This window comes from Nonomuraea jabiensis (genome assembly GCF_014204795.1).
Taxonomy (GTDB): Bacteria; Actinomycetota; Actinomycetes; order Streptosporangiales; family Streptosporangiaceae; genus Nonomuraea; species Nonomuraea jabiensis.
In genome coordinates, this window is the sequence record NZ_JACHMB010000001.1 from 4,549,314 (window position 1) to 4,572,551 (window position 23,238).

At 69.8% G+C, this 23,238-nt stretch carries 18 protein-coding genes, 1 other RNA gene and 1 pseudogene; 14 read left to right on the top strand and 6 right to left on the bottom strand.

Annotation, left to right across the window (positions count from 1 at the left end; all coding sequences use genetic code 11):
* The first annotated feature begins 13 nt into the window (after positions 1–13).
* Complete coding sequence (locus HD596_RS20980; RefSeq protein WP_185071039.1) at positions 14–4,888, top strand: NAD-glutamate dehydrogenase; 4,875 nt, start codon at positions 14–16, stop codon at positions 4,886–4,888.
* An 84-nt stretch (positions 4,889–4,972) separates the two neighbouring features.
* Here HD596_RS20980 and HD596_RS20985 read toward each other — a convergent pair whose 3' ends face one another.
* From HD596_RS20985 to HD596_RS20995, 3 genes are read right to left on the bottom strand one after another with little or no spacing between them, the layout of a single operon-like run.
* Entirely contained in the window at positions 4,973–5,455 is a 483-nt protein-coding gene (locus HD596_RS20985; RefSeq protein WP_185071040.1) for a Clp protease N-terminal domain-containing protein, read from the bottom strand.
* A complete protein-coding gene (locus HD596_RS20990; RefSeq protein WP_185071041.1) occupies positions 5,452–5,682 on the bottom strand; it encodes a hypothetical protein in 231 nt (76 codons plus the stop codon). The genes HD596_RS20985 and HD596_RS20990 overlap by 4 nt, the downstream gene beginning before the upstream one ends.
* A gap of 46 nt (positions 5,683–5,728) precedes the next feature.
* Positions 5,729–6,775 (bottom strand): DUF8094 domain-containing protein, encoded by a 1,047-nt coding sequence (locus HD596_RS20995; protein ID WP_185071042.1) that lies wholly within the window; start codon positions 6,773–6,775, stop codon positions 5,729–5,731.
* 122 nt (positions 6,776–6,897) lie between these two features.
* Between HD596_RS20995 and prfB the strand changes: the two genes are divergently transcribed.
* On the top strand, positions 6,898–8,016 hold the full coding sequence (gene prfB, locus HD596_RS21000; protein WP_185071043.1) for a peptide chain release factor 2: 1,119 nt from the start codon (positions 6,898–6,900) through the stop codon (positions 8,014–8,016).
* On the opposite strand, the gene HD596_RS21005 is transcribed toward prfB, so the two are convergent.
* Positions 8,013–8,204: a hypothetical protein gene (locus HD596_RS21005; protein WP_185071044.1), complete on the bottom strand. Its 192-nt coding sequence runs from the start codon at positions 8,202–8,204 to the stop codon at positions 8,013–8,015. The genes prfB and HD596_RS21005 overlap by 4 nt on opposite strands.
* Positions 8,205–8,407: 203 nt before the next feature.
* On the opposite strand from HD596_RS21005, the gene ftsE reads away from it, so the two are divergent.
* The 10 genes from ftsE (at position 8,408) to HD596_RS21055 (ending at position 18,788) form a co-directional block, all read left to right on the top strand.
* Entirely contained in the window at positions 8,408–9,097 is a 690-nt protein-coding gene (gene ftsE, locus HD596_RS21010) for a cell division ATP-binding protein FtsE (RefSeq protein WP_091079803.1), read from the top strand.
* A gap of 20 nt (positions 9,098–9,117) precedes the next feature.
* On the top strand, positions 9,118–10,029 hold the full coding sequence (ftsX, locus tag HD596_RS21015) for a permease-like cell division protein FtsX (RefSeq protein ID WP_185071045.1): 912 nt from the start codon (positions 9,118–9,120) through the stop codon (positions 10,027–10,029).
* A 22-nt stretch (positions 10,030–10,051) separates the two neighbouring features.
* Entirely contained in the window at positions 10,052–10,519 is a 468-nt protein-coding gene (gene smpB, locus HD596_RS21020; RefSeq protein ID WP_185071046.1) for an SsrA-binding protein SmpB, read from the top strand.
* A gap of 19 nt (positions 10,520–10,538) precedes the next feature.
* A complete protein-coding gene (locus tag HD596_RS21025; protein ID WP_185071047.1) occupies positions 10,539–12,416 on the top strand; it encodes a penicillin-binding transpeptidase domain-containing protein in 1,878 nt (625 codons plus the stop codon).
* Between the two features lie 289 nt (positions 12,417–12,705).
* Positions 12,706–13,089: a transfer-messenger RNA gene (ssrA, locus tag HD596_RS21030) on the top strand.
* Between the two features lie 87 nt (positions 13,090–13,176).
* Complete coding sequence (locus HD596_RS21035) at positions 13,177–14,517, top strand: WD40 repeat domain-containing protein (protein WP_185071048.1); 1,341 nt, start codon at positions 13,177–13,179, stop codon at positions 14,515–14,517.
* Between the two features lie 163 nt (positions 14,518–14,680).
* Positions 14,681–15,517 (top strand): hypothetical protein, encoded by an 837-nt coding sequence (locus tag HD596_RS21040; RefSeq protein WP_185071049.1) that lies wholly within the window; start codon positions 14,681–14,683, stop codon positions 15,515–15,517.
* Positions 15,514–16,119, top strand: a complete 606-nt coding sequence (locus HD596_RS21045; protein ID WP_185071050.1) for a hypothetical protein — start codon at positions 15,514–15,516, stop codon at positions 16,117–16,119. The genes HD596_RS21040 and HD596_RS21045 overlap by 4 nt, the downstream gene beginning before the upstream one ends.
* A 150-nt stretch (positions 16,120–16,269) precedes the next feature.
* Positions 16,270–17,649 carry a hypothetical protein gene (locus tag HD596_RS21050; RefSeq protein WP_185071051.1) on the top strand — a complete coding sequence of 460 codons (1,380 nt, stop codon included), beginning with the start codon at positions 16,270–16,272 and terminating at the stop codon, positions 17,647–17,649.
* On the top strand, positions 17,646–18,788 hold the full coding sequence (locus HD596_RS21055) for an ARPP-2 domain-containing protein (protein WP_185071052.1): 1,143 nt from the start codon (positions 17,646–17,648) through the stop codon (positions 18,786–18,788). Before HD596_RS21050 ends, HD596_RS21055 begins: the two co-directional genes overlap by 4 nt.
* On the opposite strand, the gene HD596_RS21060 is transcribed toward HD596_RS21055, so the two are convergent.
* A complete protein-coding gene (locus HD596_RS21060) occupies positions 18,782–19,189 on the bottom strand; it encodes a hypothetical protein (protein ID WP_185071053.1) in 408 nt (135 codons plus the stop codon). The two genes, HD596_RS21055 and HD596_RS21060, sit on opposite strands and share 7 nt — an antisense overlap.
* Before the next feature lie 100 nt (positions 19,190–19,289).
* On the opposite strand from HD596_RS21060, the gene HD596_RS21065 reads away from it, so the two are divergent.
* Positions 19,290–20,252 (top strand): GlxA family transcriptional regulator, encoded by a 963-nt coding sequence (locus HD596_RS21065; RefSeq protein WP_185071054.1) that lies wholly within the window; start codon positions 19,290–19,292, stop codon positions 20,250–20,252.
* Positions 20,253–20,332: 80 nt separating this feature from the next.
* On the opposite strand, the pseudogene HD596_RS21070 reads toward HD596_RS21065, so the two are convergent.
* Positions 20,333–21,525, bottom strand: a pseudogene (locus HD596_RS21070) (RNA-guided endonuclease InsQ/TnpB family protein); the annotation flags it as partial.
* A 149-nt stretch (positions 21,526–21,674) separates the two neighbouring features.
* Here HD596_RS21070 and HD596_RS21075 point away from each other — a divergent pair.
* On the top strand, positions 21,675–23,228 hold the full coding sequence (locus HD596_RS21075; RefSeq protein WP_185071056.1) for a serine/threonine-protein kinase: 1,554 nt from the start codon (positions 21,675–21,677) through the stop codon (positions 23,226–23,228).
* The last annotated feature ends 10 nt before the right edge of the window (positions 23,229–23,238 follow it).

The window sequence follows — 23,238 nt, forward strand, 5'->3', positions numbered from 1 at the left end:
GAGTGAGACGGAAATGCCCCTCGACGAGGCCAAGGACGAGCTGCTCCAACGAGCCGCGGACAGTTGCGCGGCGAGCAGCGAACATGTGGGCCCCGAGGAGGCCCTGTCCTTCCTCCGGTTCTACTACCGGCATGTCGCGCCGGAGGACCTGCTCGACCGCAACCCCGTTGACGTGTACGGCCCCGCGATGTCGCAGCGGCAGCTGGCCGAGGTCCGCCCCCAGGGCCGGGCGGTCGTCCGCGCCTACACCCCCACGCTGGACGAGAACGGCTGGGACCCGGGCCACTCGGTGGTCGAGGTGGTCACGGACGACATGCCCTTCCTCGTCGACTCCGTGACGATGGAGCTCGACCGCCACGACCTGGGCATCCACCTGCTGGTCCACCCCCAGATGCGGGTGCGCCGCGACATGACGGGCCGGATGCTCGGCCGCGGCCAGGAGGACGTCACCGGCCAGATGCTGGTCGAGTCGTGGATGCACATCGAGGTCGACCGGCAGACCGACCCCGAGGCGCTCAGGGCGCTCGAGGCCGACCTGCAGCGGGTGCTCACCGACGTGCGCCACGCGGTCGAGGACTTCAGGAAGATGCGGGCGCTGGCCGTACAGACCGCCGAGGACCTGAGCATGAGCCCGCCGCCGCTGGAGCCCGCGGAGGTCGAGGACAGCATCGACCTGCTGCGCTGGCTCGCCGACGGGCACTTCACCTTCCTCGGCTACCGCGAGTACCGGCTGGAGCACACCGACGAGGGCGAGGCGCTGCGGGCGCTGCCGGGCGCGGCGCTGGGCATCCTGCGCGACGACAAGATCGGCTCGGAGAGCTTCTCGGCGCTGCCCGCCGAGGTGCGCGCCAAGGCGCGCGAGAAGCAGCTCATGATCACCACCAAGGCCAACTCCAGGGCCACCGTCCACCGGGCGACCTACCTCGACTACATCGGGGTCAAGATCTTCTCGCCCGAGGGCGAGGTGGTCGGCGAGCGGCGCTTCCTCGGCCTGTTCACGCATGTCGCCTACAACGAGTCGATCTCCAGGATCCCCGTGCTCCGCCGGAAGCTGGCGGCCGTGCTGGACAGGGCCGGGCTGTCGCCCGACAGCCACGACGGCAAGGACCTGATCGAGATCCTCGAGACGTTCCCGCGCGACGAGCTCTTCCAGACCTCGGTCGACCAGCTCCTGCCGATCGCGCTGGGCGTGCTGCGGCTGCGCGAGCGCAAGCAGGTCAAGCTCTTCCTGCGCCGCGACGACTACGGCCGCTACATCTCCTGCCTGATCTACCTGCCGCGCGACCGCTACACCACCAAGGTGCGGCTGAAGATGCAGGAGGTGCTGCTGAAGGCCCTGGGCGGCAAGTCGCTCGACTACAGCGCCATGATCGGCGAGTCGGTGCTGGCCCGCCTGCACGTGGTGGTGCGGGGCGAGCGGGGCAAGCAGCTCCCGCCGCCGAGCGTGGACGTGGAGGAGCTGGAGGCCCGGCTGGCCGCCCTGACCCGCTCCTGGGAGGACGACCTGGCCACCGAGCTGGGGCGGATGACCTCCGAGGACGAGGCGCCCGGGCTCATCAAGCGGTACGCCTCCGCGTTCCCCGAGGGCTACAAGGCGGACTTCCCGCCCAAGGTGGCCGTCGTGGACCTGCGCCGCCTGGAGGACCTCGTGGCCGTGGGCGACGGCGCGGAGGTGGACATCAACCTCTACGAGCCGTACGACGCGGCCGAGGGGGAGCGGCGGCTCAAGATCTACAAGGTCGGCTCGCCGATCTCGCTCTCCGAGGCGCTGCCGCTGATCCAGCGGCTCGGCGTCGAGGTCGTGGACGAGCGGCCGTACGAGATCGACCGCGACAACGACCCCAACACGAAGAACGCCTGGATCTACGACTTCGGCCTGCGGTACACGCCGACGGAGGAGGTCGCCAGGGACGACTTCAAGCGGCTGTTCCAGGACGGGCTCGGCGCCCTGTGGAAGGGGCAGGTCGAGGCCGACAACTTCAACGCGCTCATCCTGAGCGCCGGGCTGACCTGGGAGCAGGTCGAGATCCTCCGGGTGTACGCCAAGTACCTGCGCCAGGCCGGGGGCACGTTCTCGCAGACCTACATGGAGCGGGTGCTGGCCGGGAACGTGCGGCTGGCGCGGCTGCTGGTGAGCCTCTTCGAGGCCAAGCTCGATCCGCGGCGTGGCGAGGACGTGCGGCTCGATCTCGCCGAGGCGCTCAGCGAGGAGATCCTGGGCGCGCTCGACGAGGTGGCCTCGCTGGACGAGGACCGGATCCTGCGGGCGTACCTGGAGATGATTCAGGCGACATTGCGCACGAATTACTTCCAAACGGTCGATGGACACCGCAAACCGTACATATCCCTCAAATTCGACCCGCAGGCGATCAGCGTCCTGCCGCTGCCGCGGCCGAAGTACGAAATATTCGTCTATTCGCCGCGGGTCGAGGGCGTGCATCTGCGCTTCGGGAAAGTGGCGCGGGGCGGGCTGCGGTGGTCGGACCGGATGGAGGACTTCCGTACGGAGATTCTCGGCCTGGTAAAGGCGCAGATGGTGAAAAACACCGTCATCGTCCCCACTGGGTCTAAAGGCGGATTTGTCGTTAAGAAGCCGCCTGTGTCCGGAACGCGGGAGGAGATGCTCGTCGAAGGCGTCGCCTGCTACCGGACGTTCATCTCCGGCCTGCTCGACGTGACCGACAATCTCGTGGACGGCAAGGTCGTGCCGCCGCCCGACGTGGTCAGGCACGACGGCGACGACACCTACCTCGTGGTCGCCGCCGACAAGGGCACCGCGACCTTCTCCGACATCGCCAACGGCGTGGCCAAGGAGTACGGCTTCTGGCTGGGCGACGCGTTCGCCTCCGGCGGCTCGATCGGCTACGACCACAAGGCCATGGGCATCACCGCCCGCGGCGCCTGGGAGTCGGTCAAGTACCACTTCCGGACCATGGGCCTGGACGTGCAGAGCACCGACTTCACGGTGGCCGGGATCGGCGACATGTCCGGCGACGTGTTCGGCAACGGCATGCTGCTGTCCCGCCACATCCGGCTGGTGGCCGCCTTCGACCACCGGCACATCTTCGTCGACCCCTCGCCCGACGCGGCCTCCTCGTACGGGGAGCGGCAGCGCCTCTTCGAGCTGCCGCGCAGCTCCTGGGAGGACTACGACGCCAAGCTGATCTCGCCCGGCGGCGGCGTCTTCCCCCGCACGGCCAAGTCCATCCACATCACGCCGCAGATGCGCGAGGCGCTCGGCATCCCCGCCGGGGTCACCTCCCTGGCCCCCAACGACCTGATCAGCGCCATCCTGCGGGCCCCCGTGGACCTGCTGTGGAACGGCGGCATCGGCACCTACGTCAAGGCCGGCTCGGAGTCCAACGCGGACGTGGGCGACAAGGCCAACGACGGGCTGCGGGTCAACGCCGGGGAGCTGCGCTGCAAGGTCATCGGCGAGGGCGGCAACCTGGGCTTCACCCAGCTCGCCCGCATCGAGTTCGCGCTGAACGGCGGGCTCGTCAACACCGACTTCATCGACAACTCGGCCGGGGTCGACACCTCCGACCACGAGGTGAACATCAAGATCCTGCTCGACCAGGTCGTGCGCGACGGCGAGCTGACCGACAAGCAGCGCAACCAGGTCTTGACCTCGATGACCGACGAGGTCGCCGACCTGGTGCTGCGTGACAACTACGCGCAGAACGTGGTCCTCGCCGCATCCCGCACCCAGGCCGTCGAGATGCTCCACATCCACTCCCGCTACCTGCGCCGCCTGGAACGGGACGGCCTGGTCAACCGGGAGCTGGAGTTCCTGCCCTCGGACAAGACGCTGGCCGAGCGCCGCCAGGCCAGGCTCGGCCTGACCGCGCCCGAGTTCTCCGTCCTGCTGGCCTACACCAAGCTGGTCGCCGACGCCGAGCTGCTGGGCTCCGACCTGCCCGACGAGCCGTACCTGGCCTCGTGGCTGGTGTCGTACTTCCCGTCCGCGCTGCGCGAGCGCTTCCGCCCGTACATGGACGCCCACCCGCTGCGGCGCGAGATCATCACCACCTGCGTGGTGAACGAGCTGGTCAACTCCATGGGCACCACGTTCATGTACCGCTTCGGGGAGGAGACCGGGGCCTCGACCCCCGACATCGTGCGGGCCTACCTCGTGGCGCGCGAGGTGTTCGACCTGCCCAGCTTCCACCGGGCCGTGGAGGCGCTGGACAACAAGGTCGACACGGCCACCCAGATCGCCATGCTGCTGGAGGCCCGCAAGCTGGCCGAGCGCGGCACCCGCTGGCTGCTGGCCAACCGCCGCCCGCCGCTGGACCTGGCCGGGTCCGTCGCCTTCTTCGTGAAGGGCGTCAACGGCCTGCTGACCCACATCCCCAAGCTGCTGACCGGGCCCGACCTGGCCGCCTACGAGGAGCGCCGCGACTCGTTCGTGGCCAGGGGCGTGCCGCTGGAGCTGGCCGAGCGGGCGGCCGCCATGGTGCCCGCGTACTCCATGCTGGACCTGGTGGAGGTGGCGTCGCTGACGGGCCGCCCGGTCACCGAGGTGGCGGAGGTCTACTTCGACCTGGCGGACCGGCTCCAGCTGGCCCGCCTACGGGAGCGCATCATCGCGCTGCCCCGGGACAACCGCTGGAACTCGATGGCCCGCTCGGCCCTGCGCGACGACCTCTACGCCGCGCACGCCTCGCTGACCCGCGACGTGCTGGCTCACAGCACGCCGGGGCTGCCGCCGGAGGAGCGGCTGGCCCGGTGGTCGGAGGCCAACTCGGCGGCGGTCTCCAGGGCGCGGCAGACGCTCTCGGAGATCTGGGAGAGCGACCACTTCGACCTGGCCACCCTGTCGGTCGCCCTGCGGGCGATCCGCACCCTGGTGGCGGCCAGCAACCTCCCGCACACGGAGGCGTAGCCGGGCCGCCCCGCCTGCAGGAGCCCCGGTGGTGCGCCCGGAGCGCCGCACGGCGTGGGGCGCCTTCCGGGGCGCCCCAGGGGGTCACCAGCTCCCGTCCGCCAGCACCTCATGGAGCCGGGTCGTCAGCGCGGCCCGGTCCACCCCTGCCAGGGTGAGCGCGCGGCGCACGGTGCCGACCTCGGCCTCCAGGATCCCGAGCACCAGGTGGCCGGGTCTGAGGTCCTTCTTGCGCTTGGCGTGGGCGAAGCCGCGTTCGAGGCAGAGTCGCCCCGAGGCGCCCAGGCTCACGCGGCGGTCCGGGTCGGGGGTCGGCGCGGGGAGGTCGAACGAGGCGGGCGACACCCCGGCCGTGCCCAGGCTGTGCTCGAACTCCCGGTCCAGCGCGTCGCGGATCGCCTGGCGGTCCAGGCCCGCCGAGGTCAGGACCTCGCGCGCGGCGGTGCCCTCCTGGGCGGCGATGCCCAGGAGCAGGTGGTGCGCCTCGATCGCGGCGGACCCGTCCTGCCTGGCCTCGGTCTCGCCGTGCAGGATGACGGCCTGGATGTAGTGGTCGATCGCGCTCACTGTCGTCTCCTCAGCGTGACGCCGGCGGCGATGAGCCGCTTGGCGTGCTTCTTGTGCACCGCTTGACGGGTGACTCCGAGCGCCTCGGCGACCTGCGGCCAGCTCCAGCCGGCCCGCATCGCCTGCTCGACGGCGGCGTCCTCCAGCTGATCGGCCAGGCGCCGCAGGGCGACCACGGCCGCCAGCGCGTCAGCGGGCTCCTGGGTTACGGGAATGTCGGCCGGCATGCGAGCAACCATAGTTGCCTATAGGCAAATTAGTCAACTCAAGTTGCTATTGGCCCGAGGCGCGCGTCAGGGCGCCGTCGTGGGCGATGACCGGGGCGGCGGCCGGGGCCTTCAGGGGCGGCACCACGGTGGCGTACTGGTGCGTCTCGACCAGTCGCAGCGTCTTGCGCATCTTCGACTGGCCGAGCGCCCACTGGGCCGGATCGGGCACCGGGATCCCGTCGCCCTCGGCCGCCTTCGTCACGGCGGTCGTGGTCGATGTCCGCGACAGCGAATACTGGATCAGCGCCCCGCCGTTCGTGGTCCGTAGCGCGTACACGGGCCAGTTGTCGGCGCTGAAGATCGAGTCGTAGCTGTAGCCGCCCTGCTCGTCGCTGTTCTTGAGAACATCCCGCAGGTGGGCGATCTGCGCGGCCACCTCGGTCGTGTACGGCCCCGGCGCGAGGAGCCCGGCCGTGGGCCCGGCGGTCCCGGTCTCGGCCACGCTGGCGTGCACCGGACCCATGAACTGCGGGCTGATCGTGACCGTTCTGTCGTCGGGCGCCACCGCGGTCGCGTAGCCCTCGGCGTCGAGCTGGATCTCCGGCACCTCCTGCCCGGGCAGGAGTTCGGCCGCGGAGCTGAGCCGCCACCGGTCGGGGGACTTGGTGAACGTCAGCAGGGTCGGGCTGCCGTCGCGCGTCGCCAGCGCGCTGAACCAGGGCGCCTGCTCGGTCGGCGGGAACCTCGGCACGAACAGCTTCGGCGTCCCCCACTTGTAGCGCGGCGGCGCGAAGTCGTGGGACAGGAACGCCGCCGCGGTCAGCGGCGCCTGCCCGCCCGTCACGACGTCCTTCAGCTCCATGTCCAGCCGTCCCTGGAGCTCGTTCGGAGCCCGCAGCGTATCGTCGGTGGCCGTGAGCTTGAAGAACTCGTCGGCGGCCTCGGCCCGCGTGACGGCCGTCACGGGTGCGGAGGGCGCGGGGGACGCGGTCGCCGACGAGGTCGCGGCCGCCTTGGACGGCTCGGCCGGGGAATTGCCCGTGCAGGCGGTCGCCGCGGCCAGTACGCCGGCGGCGAGCGCCAGCACCTTCCGCCGACCGTATGCACGCACCTCGCCATGTTATTCGCGCCCGCGGGGCGGCGGGCCCTCCGGTGCCCGAACAGAAGCCGCCTTTTGACCACGTGTGCGGGGATGGGGGGCGCAGCTCTCCGGGGGAAGTAGGCTTGGGAGACGTGGCAGGCATCGATCCGGCAGAAGAGATCAACGAGCTCGCGGGCACGCTCCGCAGCATCCAGGACGTGCTCGACCTCGACGCGATGCGCAAGCAGATCGAGGAGCTGGAGCAGCAGGTTGCCGCACCTGACCTGTGGGACGACCCCGACCAGGCGCAGAAGGTCACCAGCAAGCTCTCTCACCTCCAGGGTGAGCTCAACCGCGTCGAGGGCGTCGCGCGCCGCCTCGACGATCTCAGCGTCCTCTACGAGCTGGCGGCCGAGGAGGGTGACGACGACACGCGCGCCGAGGCCGACAAGGAGCTTGAGACGCTCAAGTCCGACATCGGGGCTCTCGAGGTGCGCACGCTGCTCTCGGGCGAGTACGACGCCCGCGAGGCGCTCGTCACGATCAACTCCCAGGCGGGCGGGGTCGACGCCGCCGACTGGGCCGAGATGCTGCTGCGCATGTACCTGCGCTGGGCCGAGCGCAAGGGCTACGCCACCGAGGTCTACGACACCTCCTACGCGGAGGAGGCCGGCATCAAGTCGGCCACGTTCACGATCAAGGCGCCCTACGCGTACGGCACGCTCCGCGGCGAGCACGGCACCCACCGGCTGGTCCGCATCAGCCCGTTCGACAACCAGGGCCGCAGGCAGACCTCGTTCGCCGGGGTCGACGTCGTGCCGGTCGTCGAGCAGACCGACCACATCGACATCAACGAGGACGAGATCCGCGTCGACGTCTACCGGTCGAGCGGCCCGGGCGGCCAGGGCGTCAACACGACCGACTCGGCGGTGCGCATCACGCACCTCCCGACCAACATCGTGGTCTCCTGCCAGAACGAGCGCTCGCAGCTGCAGAACCGCGCCACCGCCATGAACGTCCTGCAGGCCAAGCTGCTGGAGCGCAAGCGGCAGGAGGAGGCGGAGAAGATGTCGGAGCTGCGCGGCGCCACCACGACGTCCTGGGGCACGCAGATCCGCAACTACGTCCTGCACCCGTACCAGATCGTGAAGGATCTACGCACGGGCACCGAAGCGGGCAACCCGTCGGCAGTGCTCGACGGCGACCTCGACGGGTTCATCGAGTCCGAGATCCGCTGGATGCGCCGCCAGGAGTCGGGGACCGCCGACTAGAGCCCGCTCAGGTGCTTGAGCACCAGGCTCACGAAGAGTAGGACGACCAGCAGCAGAGCGATCAGAGCGGGTGACAGCCCGGCGAAGCCGTGCTGGTGCATCCGCTCCCTGCTGGCACGGCAGGTGGGGCAGCGTCCCTCGATCACGGGGTGGGCGCACTGCGCGCATACGAGGTGTTCACAACTCATGACAGCCCCAAGTCTAGCCGCACAATCGTTTTGTTTCCGTTATGGACTTTCCATGCCAGTCTTCCCCCTAGACTGTCGTCTGGCCAATCGGAACGTCGATCATCAGTAAAGACCGCGTAACCCGATCGGCCGGTGGCGGGAAGTGGGCATGTGCCACCCTCGCTTCCGTCCTGACCCCTAGACTGGCATGCCGTGATGCTCTCGTGATCCATTTCGATAATGTCACCAAGGTCTACGCGAACCAGAACCGGCCCGCCCTCGACCACGTGTCCGTTGACGTGGACAAGGGTGAGTTCGTGTTCCTCGTCGGTCCCTCGGGATCAGGCAAGTCCACGTTCCTGCGACTGATCCTCAAGGAGGAGCGGCCCAACTCCGGCGCGATCCACGTCGCCGGCAAGGACCTGGCCCGCCTCTCCAACTTCAAGGTGCCGCACCTGCGCCGCCGCATCGGCTGCGTGTTCCAGGACTTCAGGCTGCTCCCGAACAAGAACGTCTACGAGAACGTGGCGTTCGCCCTCGAGGTCATCGGAAAGCCCCGGCGGTTCATCCGCAAGGTGGTGCCCGAGGTCATCGAGCTGGTCGGCCTGGAAGGCAAGGCCCACCGCATGCCCGACGAGCTGTCCGGCGGCGAGCAGCAGCGCGTCGCCATGGCCCGCGCGTTCGTCAACCGGCCGATGATCCTGCTGGCCGACGAGCCCACGGGCAACATCGACCCCGCGACGAGCATCGGCATCATGAAGGTGCTCGACCGCATCAACAGGACTGGCACCACGGTCGTCATGGCCACGCACGACGCGGCCATCGTCGACTCCATGCGCAAGCGCGTGGTGGAGCTGGAGGACGGCAAGATCGTCCGTGACCAGTCGCGTGGCGTCTACGGCCAGGCGTACTGACAGGGAGCTGCAGACAGAACATGCGGGCGAATTTCATCTTCTCCGAGGTCTGGATCGGCCTCCGTCGCAACCTGACCATGACGATCGCGGTGGTCATCACCGTTGCGGTCGGCATGGCGATGCTGGGCGTCGGCTTGATGATCAACGCCCAGGTCGGCATGATGAAGGGCTACTGGGACGACAAGGTCGAGGTCTCGGTCTACCTGTGCAGCAAGGGCACGGCCATGGAGTCGTGCAAGGGCAAGGAGATCACCAAGGCCCAGACGGAGGCGCTCCAGACGCTCATCAAGGGCACCCCGGGGGTCAAGGAGGTGTTCTTCGAGGACCAGTCGACGGCGTTCCAGAACTTCCAAAAGATGTACGCCAACTCCAACAAGGCCCTCCTGTCCGCCACCAAAGTCGAGGACATGCCACAGTCGTTCCGCATCAAGGTGGCAGACCCGAACAACTACACCTCTGTCGTGCAGGCCATGCAGGGGCAGCCGGGCGTGTCGCAGGTCGTGGACCAGGCCCAGTTGGTCGGTCCGTTCTTCGAGCTGCTCGACAAGCTGGCGTTCTACGCGCTCGCGGTGGCCATCATCCTGGTGCTGGCGGCGGCGCTCCTGATCGGCAACACGGTACGGCTCTCGGCGTTCAACCGGCGTAGGGAGACGGGCATCATGCGCCTGGTCGGCGCGTCCAACCTCTACATCCAGCTCCCGTTCGTCATGGAAGGCGTCATCGCCGGCCTGATCGGCGGGGTGTTCGCGGCGGTCATCCTGATCGTCACGAAGGTCTTCCTCTTCGAGGAGCTCGGAAAGTACCTGGGCGACACCACCGCGCAGCTGGGCTGGAACGATGTGGCCCAGACGATCACCATCACCATGGTCATCGGTGTGGTCATCTGTGTGCTGGCATCGTTCGTGACGCTCCGCCGCTACCTGAGGGTCTAGGGATCGCCGGTAAAGTCGAAGCATGCCACGTGAGACCGGGCGTAAGGTCATCGCCCAGAACAAGCGTGCCAGACACGATTACCTCCTCGAGGACACGTTCGAGGCGGGTCTCGTGCTCCAGGGCACCGAGGTGAAGTCGCTGCGCGAGGGCCGCGCCTCGCTCGTCGACGGCTACGCCAGCATCGACGGCGGCGAAGCGTGGCTGCTCAACGTCCACATCCCCGAATACTCCCAGGGGACGTGGACCAACCACGCCGCCCGCCGCAAGCGCAAGCTGCTGCTGCACCGCAAGGAGATCGACAAGCTCGCCGCCAAGACGAAGGAGGGCGGGCTCACGATCGTGCCGCTGACGCTCTACTTCAAGGACGGCAGGGCCAAGGTCGAGATCGCGCTTGCCCGGGGCAAGAAAGACTGGGACAAGCGGCAGTCGCTGGCGGAGCAGCAGGCGAAGCGGGAGATGGCCCGGGCCCTGCGGCACCGCAACCGATGAGACGGCGGCCCCGCACCCCATGACACGCGCTCGCCGCATCCTCTCCGCGGCCGCCACCCTGGTGGTCGCCGGCACGACCCTGACCGGCTGTTTCGAGGAGCCCTCACCGCACGACGCGGTGCGGGACTTCCTCGTGGGCTGGCAGTCGGGCGACTACGAGCTCGCCGCCGGCCGCACCGACGGCGACCAGGCCACCGTGCGCAAGACGCTGTCCGACGCCAAGCAGGAGCTCGACGCGGCCTCCTTCCGGTTCAAGATCAAGAGCCTCAGCATGACGGGCGAGGAGGCCAAGGCCGACTTCCGCGCCGAGGTCGACCTGGGGGAGAACAACCCCCTCTGGGAGTACGACGGGCTGCTCCCGCTCCACCTCGTGGACGGCACCTGGAAGGTGCGCTGGTCGCCTTCGGTGCTGCATCCGCAGCTCAAGGAGGGGCAGCGGTTCGCCGTCGACACCGACCCGAGGCCGCGCAAGCCGATCGTCGACCGCACGGGCGAGCCGCTGCAGGGCAACACCGTCTTCTACAGCGTGGGCGTCTACCCGGCCAAGCTCGGTGACAGGGCGGAGGAGGTCGCCGCCAAGCTGTCCAAGATCACCGACTATGCGCAGGACCGCCTGCTGAGCCGCATCAGGTCGTCGCCGCCCGACAAGTTCGTGCCGCTGGTCACGTTCGGCCGCTCTCGCTACCAGACGATGCAGTCGAAGCTCGACGCCATCGACGGGATCGAGACCGTGCAGCAGGACCAGCCGGTCAACCCCGAGCCGCCGCAGCAGATCGTCGGCAGCGTCAGCGCGCTCACCCCCGAGACCGAGCAGAAGCTCGGCGGGCCCGAGCGGGCCGGTGACTCGGTCGGCAGGAGCGGCCTCCAGCAGGCGTACCAGGACTACCTGACCGGTTCGACGCAGACCAAGGTGATCACGCTCGACCTGAAGACCGGCAAGCAGGTCGCCCTGCTGAAGGAGTGGCGGGGCCGGGAGAACGTCTCGGTGAAGACCACCATCGACCGCTCCGTCCAGGCGGCGGCCGAGCAGGCGCTGGGCGAGACGGAGGCGAGCCTGCTGGTGGCGGTGCAGCGCGACACCGGTCAGATCCTCGCGGTCGGGTCCCAGGGCGAGCTGACCCGGCAGAAGGACCTGAACCAGGAGATGGGCGCGCTGGCCGGCCGCTTCCCCGCGGGCACGGCGTTCTCGATCGTGGCCGCGGACGCGCTGCTCAAGAAGGACGTCAGCCCGAAGCTGCGGCTGGCCTGCCCGGACGAGCGCACGGTCGGCGGCGCCAAGTTCGTGCAGGCCGCGGAGTCCACCGGCGTCACGCCCTCGGCCACCTTCCAGGAAAACTTCGCCAAGGGCTGCGTCACCGCGCTGGCCTCGCTGGCCCGCCGCGTCACGGCCGACGACCTGTCGGCGAGCGCCAAGGCGCTCGGCGTGGGCCTGCCGTGGCGGCTGCCGCTGAAGTCCTTCAGCGGCTCGCTGCCGCAGCTGGCCGGCGACGCCGACAAGGCCAAGGCCATCGCGGGCCAGAACGTGGAGGTCAGCCCGCTCGGCATGGCGCTGGTGGCCGCCGCGGTCGCCTCGGGCACCTGGCGCCCGCCGGTGCTGGTCACCGACCCCAGGTCGCCCGATCCGGCGGCGGAGGCGGCGCAGACCCCGCAGCCCGCCCCCGTGCCCATCGACCCGAAGGTCCTCGCGCCGCTCAAGCGGATGATGGCGGCCGGTGCGACCGGCACGCCCGCCCAGGCGGGCAAGGGCAGGGTCTACGGCGTGACGGCCACGGCGGGCAGCCAGCTCAAGTGGTTCGTGGGCTGGCAGGGGGAGGTGGCGGTCGCCGTGCTGGCGCGCAACCACGACCCCGGAGCGGTCGCGGGCGGCTTCTTCTCGGCCCTTCAGAACTCTCAGTGAAATTGTGGTCACTGTGAGCAACCATTCGAGGGTCCGGCTGCGTCTTACTGAGTGACTGGACCCGCTCGGGGGGTTGCGGATCCAGTCGCCGTGATGAGATCAGGACTTCATCTCGGGGGAAGTCCTGCCGTCCGGACCGGCTCGACCCTGCCGGTCGGCCCCCGGGGGCGCGCGCCGTTGTGCCGTGCTCCCGGGGGTTTCGTCATCGGGAATCAAGTTGGCGTTGGGGGCGTTGTTCCCTGTAGATTCTTGTTGCTCACCTCCTCGGAGGTGTGTTGACAACTGCACAGGGGGTGACTGGCTTCGACTTCGACTTTGCAAGCCAGGTGAAGCGGGCCGAGGACTGCGGACATAACCTCGTTAATCCTGTGACCGCAAACAACAAGTGCCAATTCCAAGCGCACTGTGGCTGCCCAGGATTCCCTGGGCCTCGCTGCCTAAGTAGCGAAACCACTGTCAGCCCGGGAGTGCCTTCGGCCCGGTGTCTGGCATCGTTAGAAGGCTCAACCGCTCGACCCGGCCACGGGGAAGAGCGGGAAATCAAACAGTGGCTGAGCCCGTCGGCGACTCGCCTGCGTGATCGCCGGGGCTGAGAAAAGCACAGCAGGCTGCGCCCGGAGAAGCCCTGACTTGGGGTTGAAGGACGCGGGTTCGATTCCCGCCACCTCCACAGATCGTCCAAGGGCGGCCGGTCGGCGACATCGCCGACCGGCCGCCCTTGATCTTTGCCTGGGCATGAATGGCTTCGAATGGAGCACAGGTGCACCTCCCGCACGCTGACCGGACACGGTGGTTCCTGGCCCTCCTGGTCGTACTGGCCGTCTCCGCGTGGAGTACCGCTGTCGAAGCAGGCGAGCGCCATGACGTCGAACGCGTGGCGTTGGCGCGGAAACTGGCGCTCAAGGGCGCACAACTGCGCGAAGTCGATGCCGGAGATGCCAGATGGCTCGGAGCGGCAGCCGTACGCCTGCACGCCGATGCTCAGACGCGGGAGGCCCTGGCCGACACCCTCGCCAACGACGGGCTTTTCGACCTCAACGATGTCACCCGAGCCGATGAGGTGGCGATGACCTCGGACGGATCCTTCATGCTGGCCCTTCCCTTCGATGAGAAGGTGCACCGGTGGGAGCTGTCTCGCGAGCACACGGAGAGGGACGTCCTCGATAAAGATGTGCTCGATCGCAAAGGCTCCGAAGTCGTCGAGATGGCGATGTCGGCAGATGGGACAACCGTCCTGACCGCCGAACACTATGAGGGCCTGACCGTGTGGGACCTCGACGATCGAGCGCATCCGCGCAAAACAGCTTTCCTGTCGCGTGCGGAGTTCTTCTATGAGATCGCCCTGTCTGGTGACGGGACAACTGCCTTGGTCGCATACGAGGGCCTGGATGGTGGTGTGATTGCGGAGGTATGGGACTTCAGGCGTCGGTCCCATCCGGCCCGCCGATCGACGCTGAAGGTTGCCGGTGACTATCTCTACGGCATGGCCGTCAGCGCCGATGGCAAGACAGCGGCAGCGGTTGGGGGCAACGGGGCGCTCGTCTGGGATCTGACGGATCCGGCCCATCCCGTCGAGCTCTATGCCAATGATCAAGGAGAGGAATCCGTCGCGTTCAGTCCTGACGGTCGCAGAGCCGTGTTCGGCACCGGACGTGGAGCGGACGTCTGGGACCTCAGCGACCGCACGAAGCCTGTGCGGGTGGCGACGATGGGGGGCGACTTCCATGACGTTTTCGCTGTCGCCGTGGCCCGCAAGGGAGAGCTGGCACTGACCGCTGACTATAGCGGGCGTGCCGTCCTGTGGGATCTGTCAGAGCCGTCGAGACCCGTGAGGTTGGCCGGCCTGAAGACGGGGGGTCGTGCCGTGCACGCGGTGGCCCTCAGCGAGGACGGACGAACTGCGGTGATGGGCAGCCCGTGGGGTGGCCCCCGCATCTGGGATCTTTCAGGCGTGGACCGGGACCCGCTCAGGAGCTTCTGCCGTCGAGATGGCGGCGCGGTTCCGGGCGAGCTCTGGGAGCGCTACGCCGACGGGCAAGGCTCCGCATATGTTGACGAGGACGGAGACTTCCAGCTTTGCGATGGTGTGCTCACTCGATAGCGGGGGTCGTCCACCAGGCGCAGGGCACCGATCCAGCACATTTGGTACCGCTGACACCGCAGACCGTAACCAACGCGTGTTTTACATGTGCTTAGGTGGATCTCTGACATTTTGCGTGCCGGAGTGAGGGTAAAGAGTGTCAAGGTACGGCTGGCGTCACTCGGTGTTCGCGCCTGTAGTGGGCCTGGTGTTCTCCGCGCTGCTGATGGCGGCCGGAATGGTGGAAGCGCTGCTGGTGTCCGTGGGCGCGACCACGGCCCCCGTGGCGGCGGAGCTCGTGGTCACGCTGATCATCGCGGTGTTCCTGACCGCGGTGCTCAGGATCGTCAGGGCCGTGCCGGACATCCGGCGGGAGAACGCCGCGACGGCTCGGGCCGTGTCGAACGTCCACGCGGTGAAGCCGACCGACGACACGTTGGTGGCGCGGCGGCTCAAGCTGTTCAAGGAGGCGGCCGAGGCCGGGAACGACTGCGAGGCGGTGCTGAGCGCCCGGTCCGCGCTGGACGAGAGCGAGATGGCCAACAAGCACCACCTCGACCACGCGCTCATCTGGGCGCTGCCGGTCTTCGGGTTCATCGGCACCGCGCTGACGATGGGCGCGATGGTCAACTCGTTCTCGAACGCCCTGGACCGCGAGGGCGACCCCGGGGTGCTGATCGCCGCGCTCAAGCAGCACGTGCTGCCCGAGCTGGCCTCCGCGTTCGGCGTGACGCTGATCGCGCTGTTCCTGAGCGTGCTGGCGTTCGGCGCGATGGCCCTGGTCGAGCGGGGCGAGCGGGCCGGCGTGGTGGCCGCCGACGAGGTGTTCCTGATCTACATCGCGCGGCTGCCCGCCAAGCAGGCGGCCCCCGCCATGCACGGGCTCACCCAGGAGCTGGCCCAGTCCAGGGGCCGGACCGAGGAGCTCGTCAAGGGCCTGGACGCGCTGCGTACCGCGGTGGAGCGGCTGAGCGCGGCCGAGAGCCGCCCGCAGAAGTACACGCTGGTGAGGGAGCCGTGAGGAGGCGGCCCGCCCGATCGTTCGCCCCGCCGCTCGATCTGCGCTTCATCGACCTGTTCATGGCCATCGTCCTGGCGCTGTCGTTCGTCGCGATCATGCTGACCGTCGTGGCGCGGATGCTTCCGACGGACGCCCCCGCGACTCCTCCGCGCCAGGAGAGGAGTGTCGCCCAGCTGAAGAAGCAGCTCGACGCGGCCGTGGAGGCCAAGCGGAAGGCCGAGGTGGAGCTGCGGACCACGCAGCAGCAGATCGCCGACCAGACCGCCTTCGCCCTGCCCTGGTGGCTGATCGGGTTCTGCGCCCTGCTCGGCGTGCTCGCCGTCTTCATGGGCTGGCGGATCCGGCTGTGGAACAACGGGAACCTGCCGCGCCTGCGAAGCTGGCTGCTGGTCACCCTGGTGGTGGCCGTGGTCACGGCGGTGATCAGGTCGATGGGCGACGCCGACGGCTATCTGCTGCTCGCCGAGATTCCCTGGTGGGCCGCCGACGCGCTCTGTCTCGGGCTGCTGCTGGTCGCGTACGTGCTGATCTCCGTCATCCGGGAGAGCCACACCACGCTCGGCGAGATCAAGGCCCGCACCGCGCGCACCGAAGCCCGCTAAATACCGTCGCATCGGTGCGAAAGGCCCGGTAAGGTCCGGACCAGACTGGCCGCGGGACTCAGGTACGACTTCCGGAACCCGCCTCTACAGCGATGCTTCGCAGCTCGTGCCTCCACTCCCCGGCCAGTCCGCCGACCCCCGGGGGAGCCCATGGAGACCTACGCCGACCTCATCGAGTGCGAAGACGTCCTGCTCTTCGCGAACGCGGCCATCACCTCCACCGGCCAGCGAGAGTTCCACGGCACGGCCGGCGAGCAGCGGCTCTCCCTCGACTTCCTGCACCGCTACGTCCAGGGCAACTATCCCGACCTGTACGCCGCCACGCTGGCGCTCGACATCAACGACCACAACGCCGCCCTGATCATCGCCAACCTGCTGGCCGAACGCGCGGGCGACGGCCGGCTGATCGCCTGGCGGCTGGAGCGGATGAGCCCGCCCAGGGTCTACCGGTTCTTCCGGCGCCTGCGCCGCGACGGCGTCAACAACCGGCGCACCAGGGCCGTCGTCCGCGACTGGCTCACCGGCCGCCCCGACCTGGCCTTCGACGCGGTCAAGTATCGCGCGCAGGTGAAGTCGGCCGTGCGCCACGCCCACCTGCGGCTGCCGGGCGAGCTGGGCGACTTCCTGTTCGCGCCGTTCAGCCGGGCCCGCTACGAGACGCCCGTCCTGGAGGCGTGGCGCCGCGCGCACTTCGACAAGAGCGCCCTGTACGACCTCCCGTACACCGTCGCCGAGGGGTTCGCCGCGCGCCACGGCATCGGCAGGGAGATCTTCCTGGAGCGCATCGCGCCCCGGCTGACCAGGCTGGAGCGGCTGCGGCTGGCGGAGTCGGCGAGCCGCGGCAAGGTGGACACCGAGGCCGATCTGGCCGCGATGCCGCTGGTCAGGCTGGCCTCGTACATTCTGTCGCTGCGCGCCGACGTGCGCACGAGCCGTCGCGCCGAGCTGGTGGGCGCGCTGCGGGCGGCCGCGGCCCGCGTGGCCGGGGCACGGGCGGGCACGTGGGAGAGCGTCGCGGCGGTGCTGGACGACAGCTTCTCCTCGTTCGGCTCGCCGGTGAAGCGCCGCCGGCCGCTGGCGGTCGCGCTGGCCTGCCACTACCTGCTGGAGGCCCTGGCCGGCGACTACCGCGGCCTGTGGCTGTCGCGCGGCACCGACCCGCTCCAGGTGCGGCCGTACGGGCCCACGCCGCTGGGCCGGCGGATCCTCGACGCGCTCGAACACCGGCCCGGCCTGCTCGTCATCGTCTCCGACGGCTGGGACAACGCGCCGCCGGGGCTGGCGGGCGAAGTGCTGCGCGTCTGGCGGCGCAAGCTCGACCCCGGAGGCGAGGTGGGCATCGTGCACGTCAACCCGGTCTACGACGCCGACCGGTTCGACGTGCGGCGGCTGTCGCCCATGGTGCCGACGGCCGGCATCCGCGACGCCGAGGACCTGCCCGCGCTGGTGGAGCTGGCCCGGTTCGCGGAGGGGCGCACCGGGCTCGGGGAGCTGCGGGCGTACCTGGAGGATCGGGCGGCACGGCGATGATGGATCTCACGGGGCTGGAGACCCGGCCCGCGCAGACCTGGGGAGGGCTGCGGCTGGTGCCGCTCGTGCGCCGCGAGCCCATCGAGGACCTGCGGCTGCACGCCAAGGTGTACGGCGACGAGCTGTCCATGGTCCACCTGCCGGACAGGACCCTCTACACGGCGTACGTCCCGCACGCCTTCGTCGCGTCGTGGACCGGCGACGGGACCCCGGCGGCGGCGTACGGCACGCAGCTCGGGCAGCCGCTGCGCCACATGTGCATCAGGACCAGGCGCAGGATGGCCCGGCGGGTGGACCGGAACCGGCTCCGGTTCCTGCCGCTGCACCTGGCCGTGGAGGGCTACCTCGCGCTGCACTTCGGCGGCCCGGTGGTCGCCTGGGAGGAGTGGTCGCGGCAGGCCCTCGCCCACGGCCTGTCGTCCCGCTGCGAGGAGGCCTACACCGGGGCGGAGGTGCGCGGGCTGGAGGACGCGCTCAAGATCTTCGAGATCCACCCGGGGCAGTGCGGGCTGCTGCTGTACGCCGGTGACACGCTGGCCGGCGCTTTCGTGGTGCCGCACCCGGAGGACTACCGGGCGCTGCACCCGACGCTGGTCCGCGACATGTACGGCGAGCTGATCCACGACTATGCCCTGTTCTACCCCGCCAGGGACTTCCCCGCGGTGATCGACGAGAGCGCGGTCGCCTCGCTGGCCGACCTGCGGGCCGAGGCCGTACGCGCCGAGCGGGACTGGGCCGGCTTCCACGACTCGGTGATGGCCGCGGGCCTCCTCCGCGCCCCCGCGCGGGTGGAGGAGGTCTACCGGATGGGCAGGTTCACGCTGAGCCGGTTCCTGCCCGCGTTCGAGCGGAAGAGCGAGAACCACATCGGCGAGACGGTCACCGACGCCGACGGGCGGACGGCCTACCTGAAGACGTTCAGGCTGTCGGAGGCGCAGGTCAGGCGCGGTCACCTGCTGAGCACGCTGGCCGAGCACGGCTGGAGCCTGCCCGCCGCCGCGGAGAGCCTGCGGGTCGGCGCCGCGGAGCTGGGGCTGCGGCTGGAGCGGGCCGGGTTCGGGCACCTGCTGCGGCAGGATGTCCTGGACGGCTACCGCAAGGCGCTCAGCGAGCGTGGCCGGCGTACTCGTGCTCAGTGAGCGCAGCCCGCGTACTCGTCGAGGCGGCGCAGCATCGCCGCCAGCATGAGCGGGAACATCGCCACGTGCGCCGCCGCCATCATGATCCCGGCGTCGATGGCGCCCAGCCAGAGCAAGGGGAACAGCGGCACCACCGGGACGAACATCGCGGCGCACATCTCCAGCGTCGCGGGCCAGCCGTGCCCCCGGATCCGCATCCACGCGGCCATGCCGATCGACATGTCGACCGCCATGAGCAGGTACGCGAGCTCGGGCTGCTGCTCGTGGGACAGGCCGAGCCCGAGGGCGGACCGCAGCATGCCGAGCGCCAGCATCCCGACGAACATGGCGACGATCATCTCGACGTAATGGAGGGCGAACCTGCCCCAGCGGCGACCGGTGCGGGTGTCTGTCGTTGTCATGCCCACGACTGTCCCGGCAGGGCCGCCGCGTGCCAAGGGAGGTGGGCCGAGGAGGTCCGGAAACTTGGGCTCCCTGTCCTTCGGCCCTACAGTCGTGACCATGGAGGTACGACGGGTCGTCGTCGTGGCGTACGAGGCGGTGGGGTTACTCGACGTCGCCTGCGTCACCTCGACGCTGGAGGAGGCCAACTGGCACGGCGCGGCGCCCTGCTACGAGGTGCGCGTGGCCACGCCGGGCGGGCACCCCGTCACCTGCGGCACGGGGCTGACCGTCCAGGCCCAGCAGGCGCTGGAGCGGATCAGCGGGCCGCTCGACACGCTGGTGGTGTCCGGCGGGGTCGGCCACGACGACGCCGCGGCCAACCCGCTGATCGTCGGCCACGTCCGCAGGCTGGCCCGCGAGAGCCGCCGCGTCGCCTCCGTCTGCACCGGCGCGTACGTGCTCGCCGCCGCGGGGCTGCTCGACGGGCGGCGCGCCACCACGCACTGGCAGGTCGCGCACGACCTGGCGGCCCGGTATCCCGCGGTGGCCGTGGACGCCGACCCGATCTTCATCCGCGACGGCAATGTCGCCACGTCCGCCGGCGTCACCGCGGCCCTCGACCTCACGCTCGCCTTCGTGGAGGAGGACAACGGCCCCGAGCTGGCCCGCACGGTGGCCCGCAACCTGGTCACCTACCTGCAGCGGCCCGGCGACCAGGCGCAGATGAGCATGTTCGTCAGCGCGCCCGTCCCCGCGAACAACCTGGTCAGGCGGACCATCGAGTACATCGCCGCGCACCTGCGCGACGACCTCACCACGCCCGCGCTGGCCAACGAGGCGGGGGTCAGCGAGCGGCATCTCACCCGGCTGTTCCTCCAGCACCTGCAGCTGACGCCCGGGCGGTATGTCCGGCAGGTCCGCACCGAGGCCGCCGCGCACCTGCTGGCCTCCACGTCGCTGCCGATGGCGTCCGTGGCGGTGCGGTGCGGGTTCGGGACGGCGGAGACGCTGCGGCAGGCGTTCGTCGACCGGTACGGGATCCCGCCGTCGCGCTACCGGCTGACCCAGGCGGCAGGGTGACCCGATCCGGGCAGACGCCGGGATCTGGCTAGTCTGTCTGCGTTGACCTCCTCCCCCTCGTAAACGAGAGGGATTCCAACCGTCGCCGGTTGGCCTTCCTGCTTCACCGCCGGTCGCCCGCCCGAGAGGACTCTCGTTGAGGTCTTACACCAGCTCCACAGGCGTTTCAGCTCTCCGCCAGCCCGGCGGCGAGCACGTTGCGTGCGGCGTTGACGTCCCGGTCGTGGACCGCGCCGCAGCCGCAAATCCATTCCCGGACGTTCAGCGGCAACGCCTCTTGCAGGGCCCCGCAGGCCGAGCACAGCTTGGAGGAGGGGAACCAGCGGTCCACCGCCACCAGCGTGCGCCCGTACCAGGCGGCCTTGTACTCCAGCATCATCCGCAACTCGCGCCAGGCCGCCTCCGAGATGGCGCGGGCCAGCGAGCGGTTCTTGACCATGTTGCGGACGGTGAGATCCTCGATCACGACCGTTTGGTTCTCACGGACGAGCCGAGTCGAAAGCTTGTGCAGGAAGTCACGCCGCCGGTCGGCGATGCGGGCATACACCTTCGCCACGCGCAATCGGGCCTTGGCCCGGTTGCTCGATCCCTTCTGCTTACGGGCGAGCGATCGCTGAGCCTGGGCGAGCTTGCGCCGGTCGGCGCGCTCGTGACGCGGGTTGACGATCTTCTCGCCGGTCGAGAGCGTGGCCAGCGCCGTGATGCCCGCGTCCATGCCCACCGCTGCCTCGATGGGCGGCAGCGGCGCAATCTTCTCCTCGAGGAGGATGGAGACGAACCACCGCCCGGCCGCATCCCGGGAGACGGTGACCGTGGACGGCTCGGCCCCCTCGGGCAGCGGACGCGACCACACGATGTCCAGCGGCGCGTCCATCTTCGCCAGGAACAGCCGGCCCTGACGCCAGCGGAACGCCGAGCGGGTGTACTCCGCCGACGCGCGTGCCTTCTTCCTGCTCTTGAACGTCGGGTACTTGGCCCTGCGTTGGAAGAAGTTCGCGAATGCCGCCTGCAGGTGGCGCAGCGCCTGCTGCAACGGCACCGACGACACCTCGCCCAGGAACGCCAGCTCTGGGGTCTTCTTCCACGCCGTCAGCGCGGCGGAGGACTCCACGTAGGAGACCCGCTTGCCTTCCAGGGTGTAGGCGCGGGTCCGCTCTTGCAGGGCCTTGTTGTAGACCAAGCGCACGCAGCCGAACGTCCGGACAAGCTCATCAGCCTGCTCGGGAGTCGGGTAGAAGCGGTACTTGTAGGCCCGCTTCACCAGCTGCGCCACGCCTCACATTCTACAAAGAGATCAGTTAATTACCGCTCGATTGTTGTAGACGGCGGTCCGCCTGGCGGCGAATCGCCTGCTCCTGCCCTGCTTCGCAGGAGTCCGATTCCTCCCCCGCCTGAAGGCAGGGGTCTCCGCGGAAGTATCAGATGAACGAGGTCATTGGCGGGTACACGCTGCGGCGCCTGCTCGGGCGCGGCGGCATGGGCGAGGTGCATCTCGCCTCGACACCCACCGGCGGCCTGGCGGCGCTCAAGGTCATCCATCCGGCGCTGGCCCGCGATCCGGCGTTCAGGCGGCGCTTCGAGCGGGAGGTCGCGGCGGCCCGCCGGGTGGCCAGGTTCTGCACCGCGCCCGTGCTGGACGCGGGGATCGACGGCGACGTCGCCTACCTCGTCACCGAGTACGTCAAGGGGCCCGACCTGGCGCAGGCCGTGAAGGAGCAGGGGCCGCTGTCGGGCGGGAACCTGGAGGCGCTCGCGGTGGGCATCGCCACCGCGCTGAGCGCCATCCACGGGGCCGGGGTGATCCACCGCGACCTCAAGCCGTCCAACGTGCTGCTCTCGCCGCTCGGCCCCCGGGTGATCGACTTCGGCATCGCCCAGCTCGTGGAGCACGACAGCCTGGCCAGCCAGGCGATACTCGGCACGCCCGCGTTCATGGCGCCCGAGCAGGTGCGCGGGGAGCCGCTGACGCCCGCGGCCGACGTGTTCGCGTGGGGCGGGGTGATCGCGTTCGCGGGCACGGGGCGGCTGCCGTTCGGGGGCGGGGCGCCCGGCGAGGTGCTGTACCGGATCACGCAGGACGGGCCCGGGCTGGACGGGCTCGACGAGGGGATCAGGCAGGTCGTGGAGCGGGCGCTGGCCAAGGATCCCCGTCTGCGGCCGACGGCCCAGCGGCTGCTGGCGGACCTGGTCGGCGGCACCCGCCTGGCCACGGCCACCGAAGTGGTGCAGCGCACCTGGACGGGCACCACGCCGGCCGACGTGCGACCCGGCCCCGACCCGCGACCATCGTCCGGTGTGCCGCCTGCCCCGCCCGGGTCGATGGTGAAGCCGAAGCGGAGGCGGAGGTGGTGGCCGTGGGTCGCGGGGGCCGCCGGGCTCGTGCTCGCCGTCGCCGCCGCCGTGACCGTCCCCGCGCTGTCGCAGGAGAACTGGCCGTACGAGGCCGATTTCGCCGACTCCTGGGCGATCGGCGCGTCGGAGGGCGGGAGCGCCCGGCAGGCGCGCTCCGGCTACGAGCTGACCGTCAAGCCGGGCTGGCGGCTGTGGAAGTCGGCCCCCAGGCAGGAGCCGGAGGGCGGCGTGGTCGTCAGCGCGAAGGCCACCCTGGAGGAGGGGAGCGGGGAGTACGGTGTGTGGTGCCACGGCTCGGCGCGCACCGGAGACCGCTACGAGTTCGGGGTGAGCGGCTCGGGCAAGGTCACGATCGTCAAGCGCCGCACGGGCACCCGGGGCACGACCCTGTACGGCCCGGCGGACGCGCAGGTCGCGGCCGTCAACCGCGTCGTCGCGGAGTGCGGCGGGAGCGAAGGCAAGGTGACCCTGCGCATGTGGCTGAACGAACGCCTGGTCGCGCAGGCGTCCGACTCCGACGCGCCCTACGGCCCCGGCGAGTCCGGCGTCCACGCCGCCTCCGGCGCCACCGGGTCCGCACGCGTCCGCTTCGACTCCTTCGCGCTCAGGCCGGCGGGCACGTGATGCTGAGAGG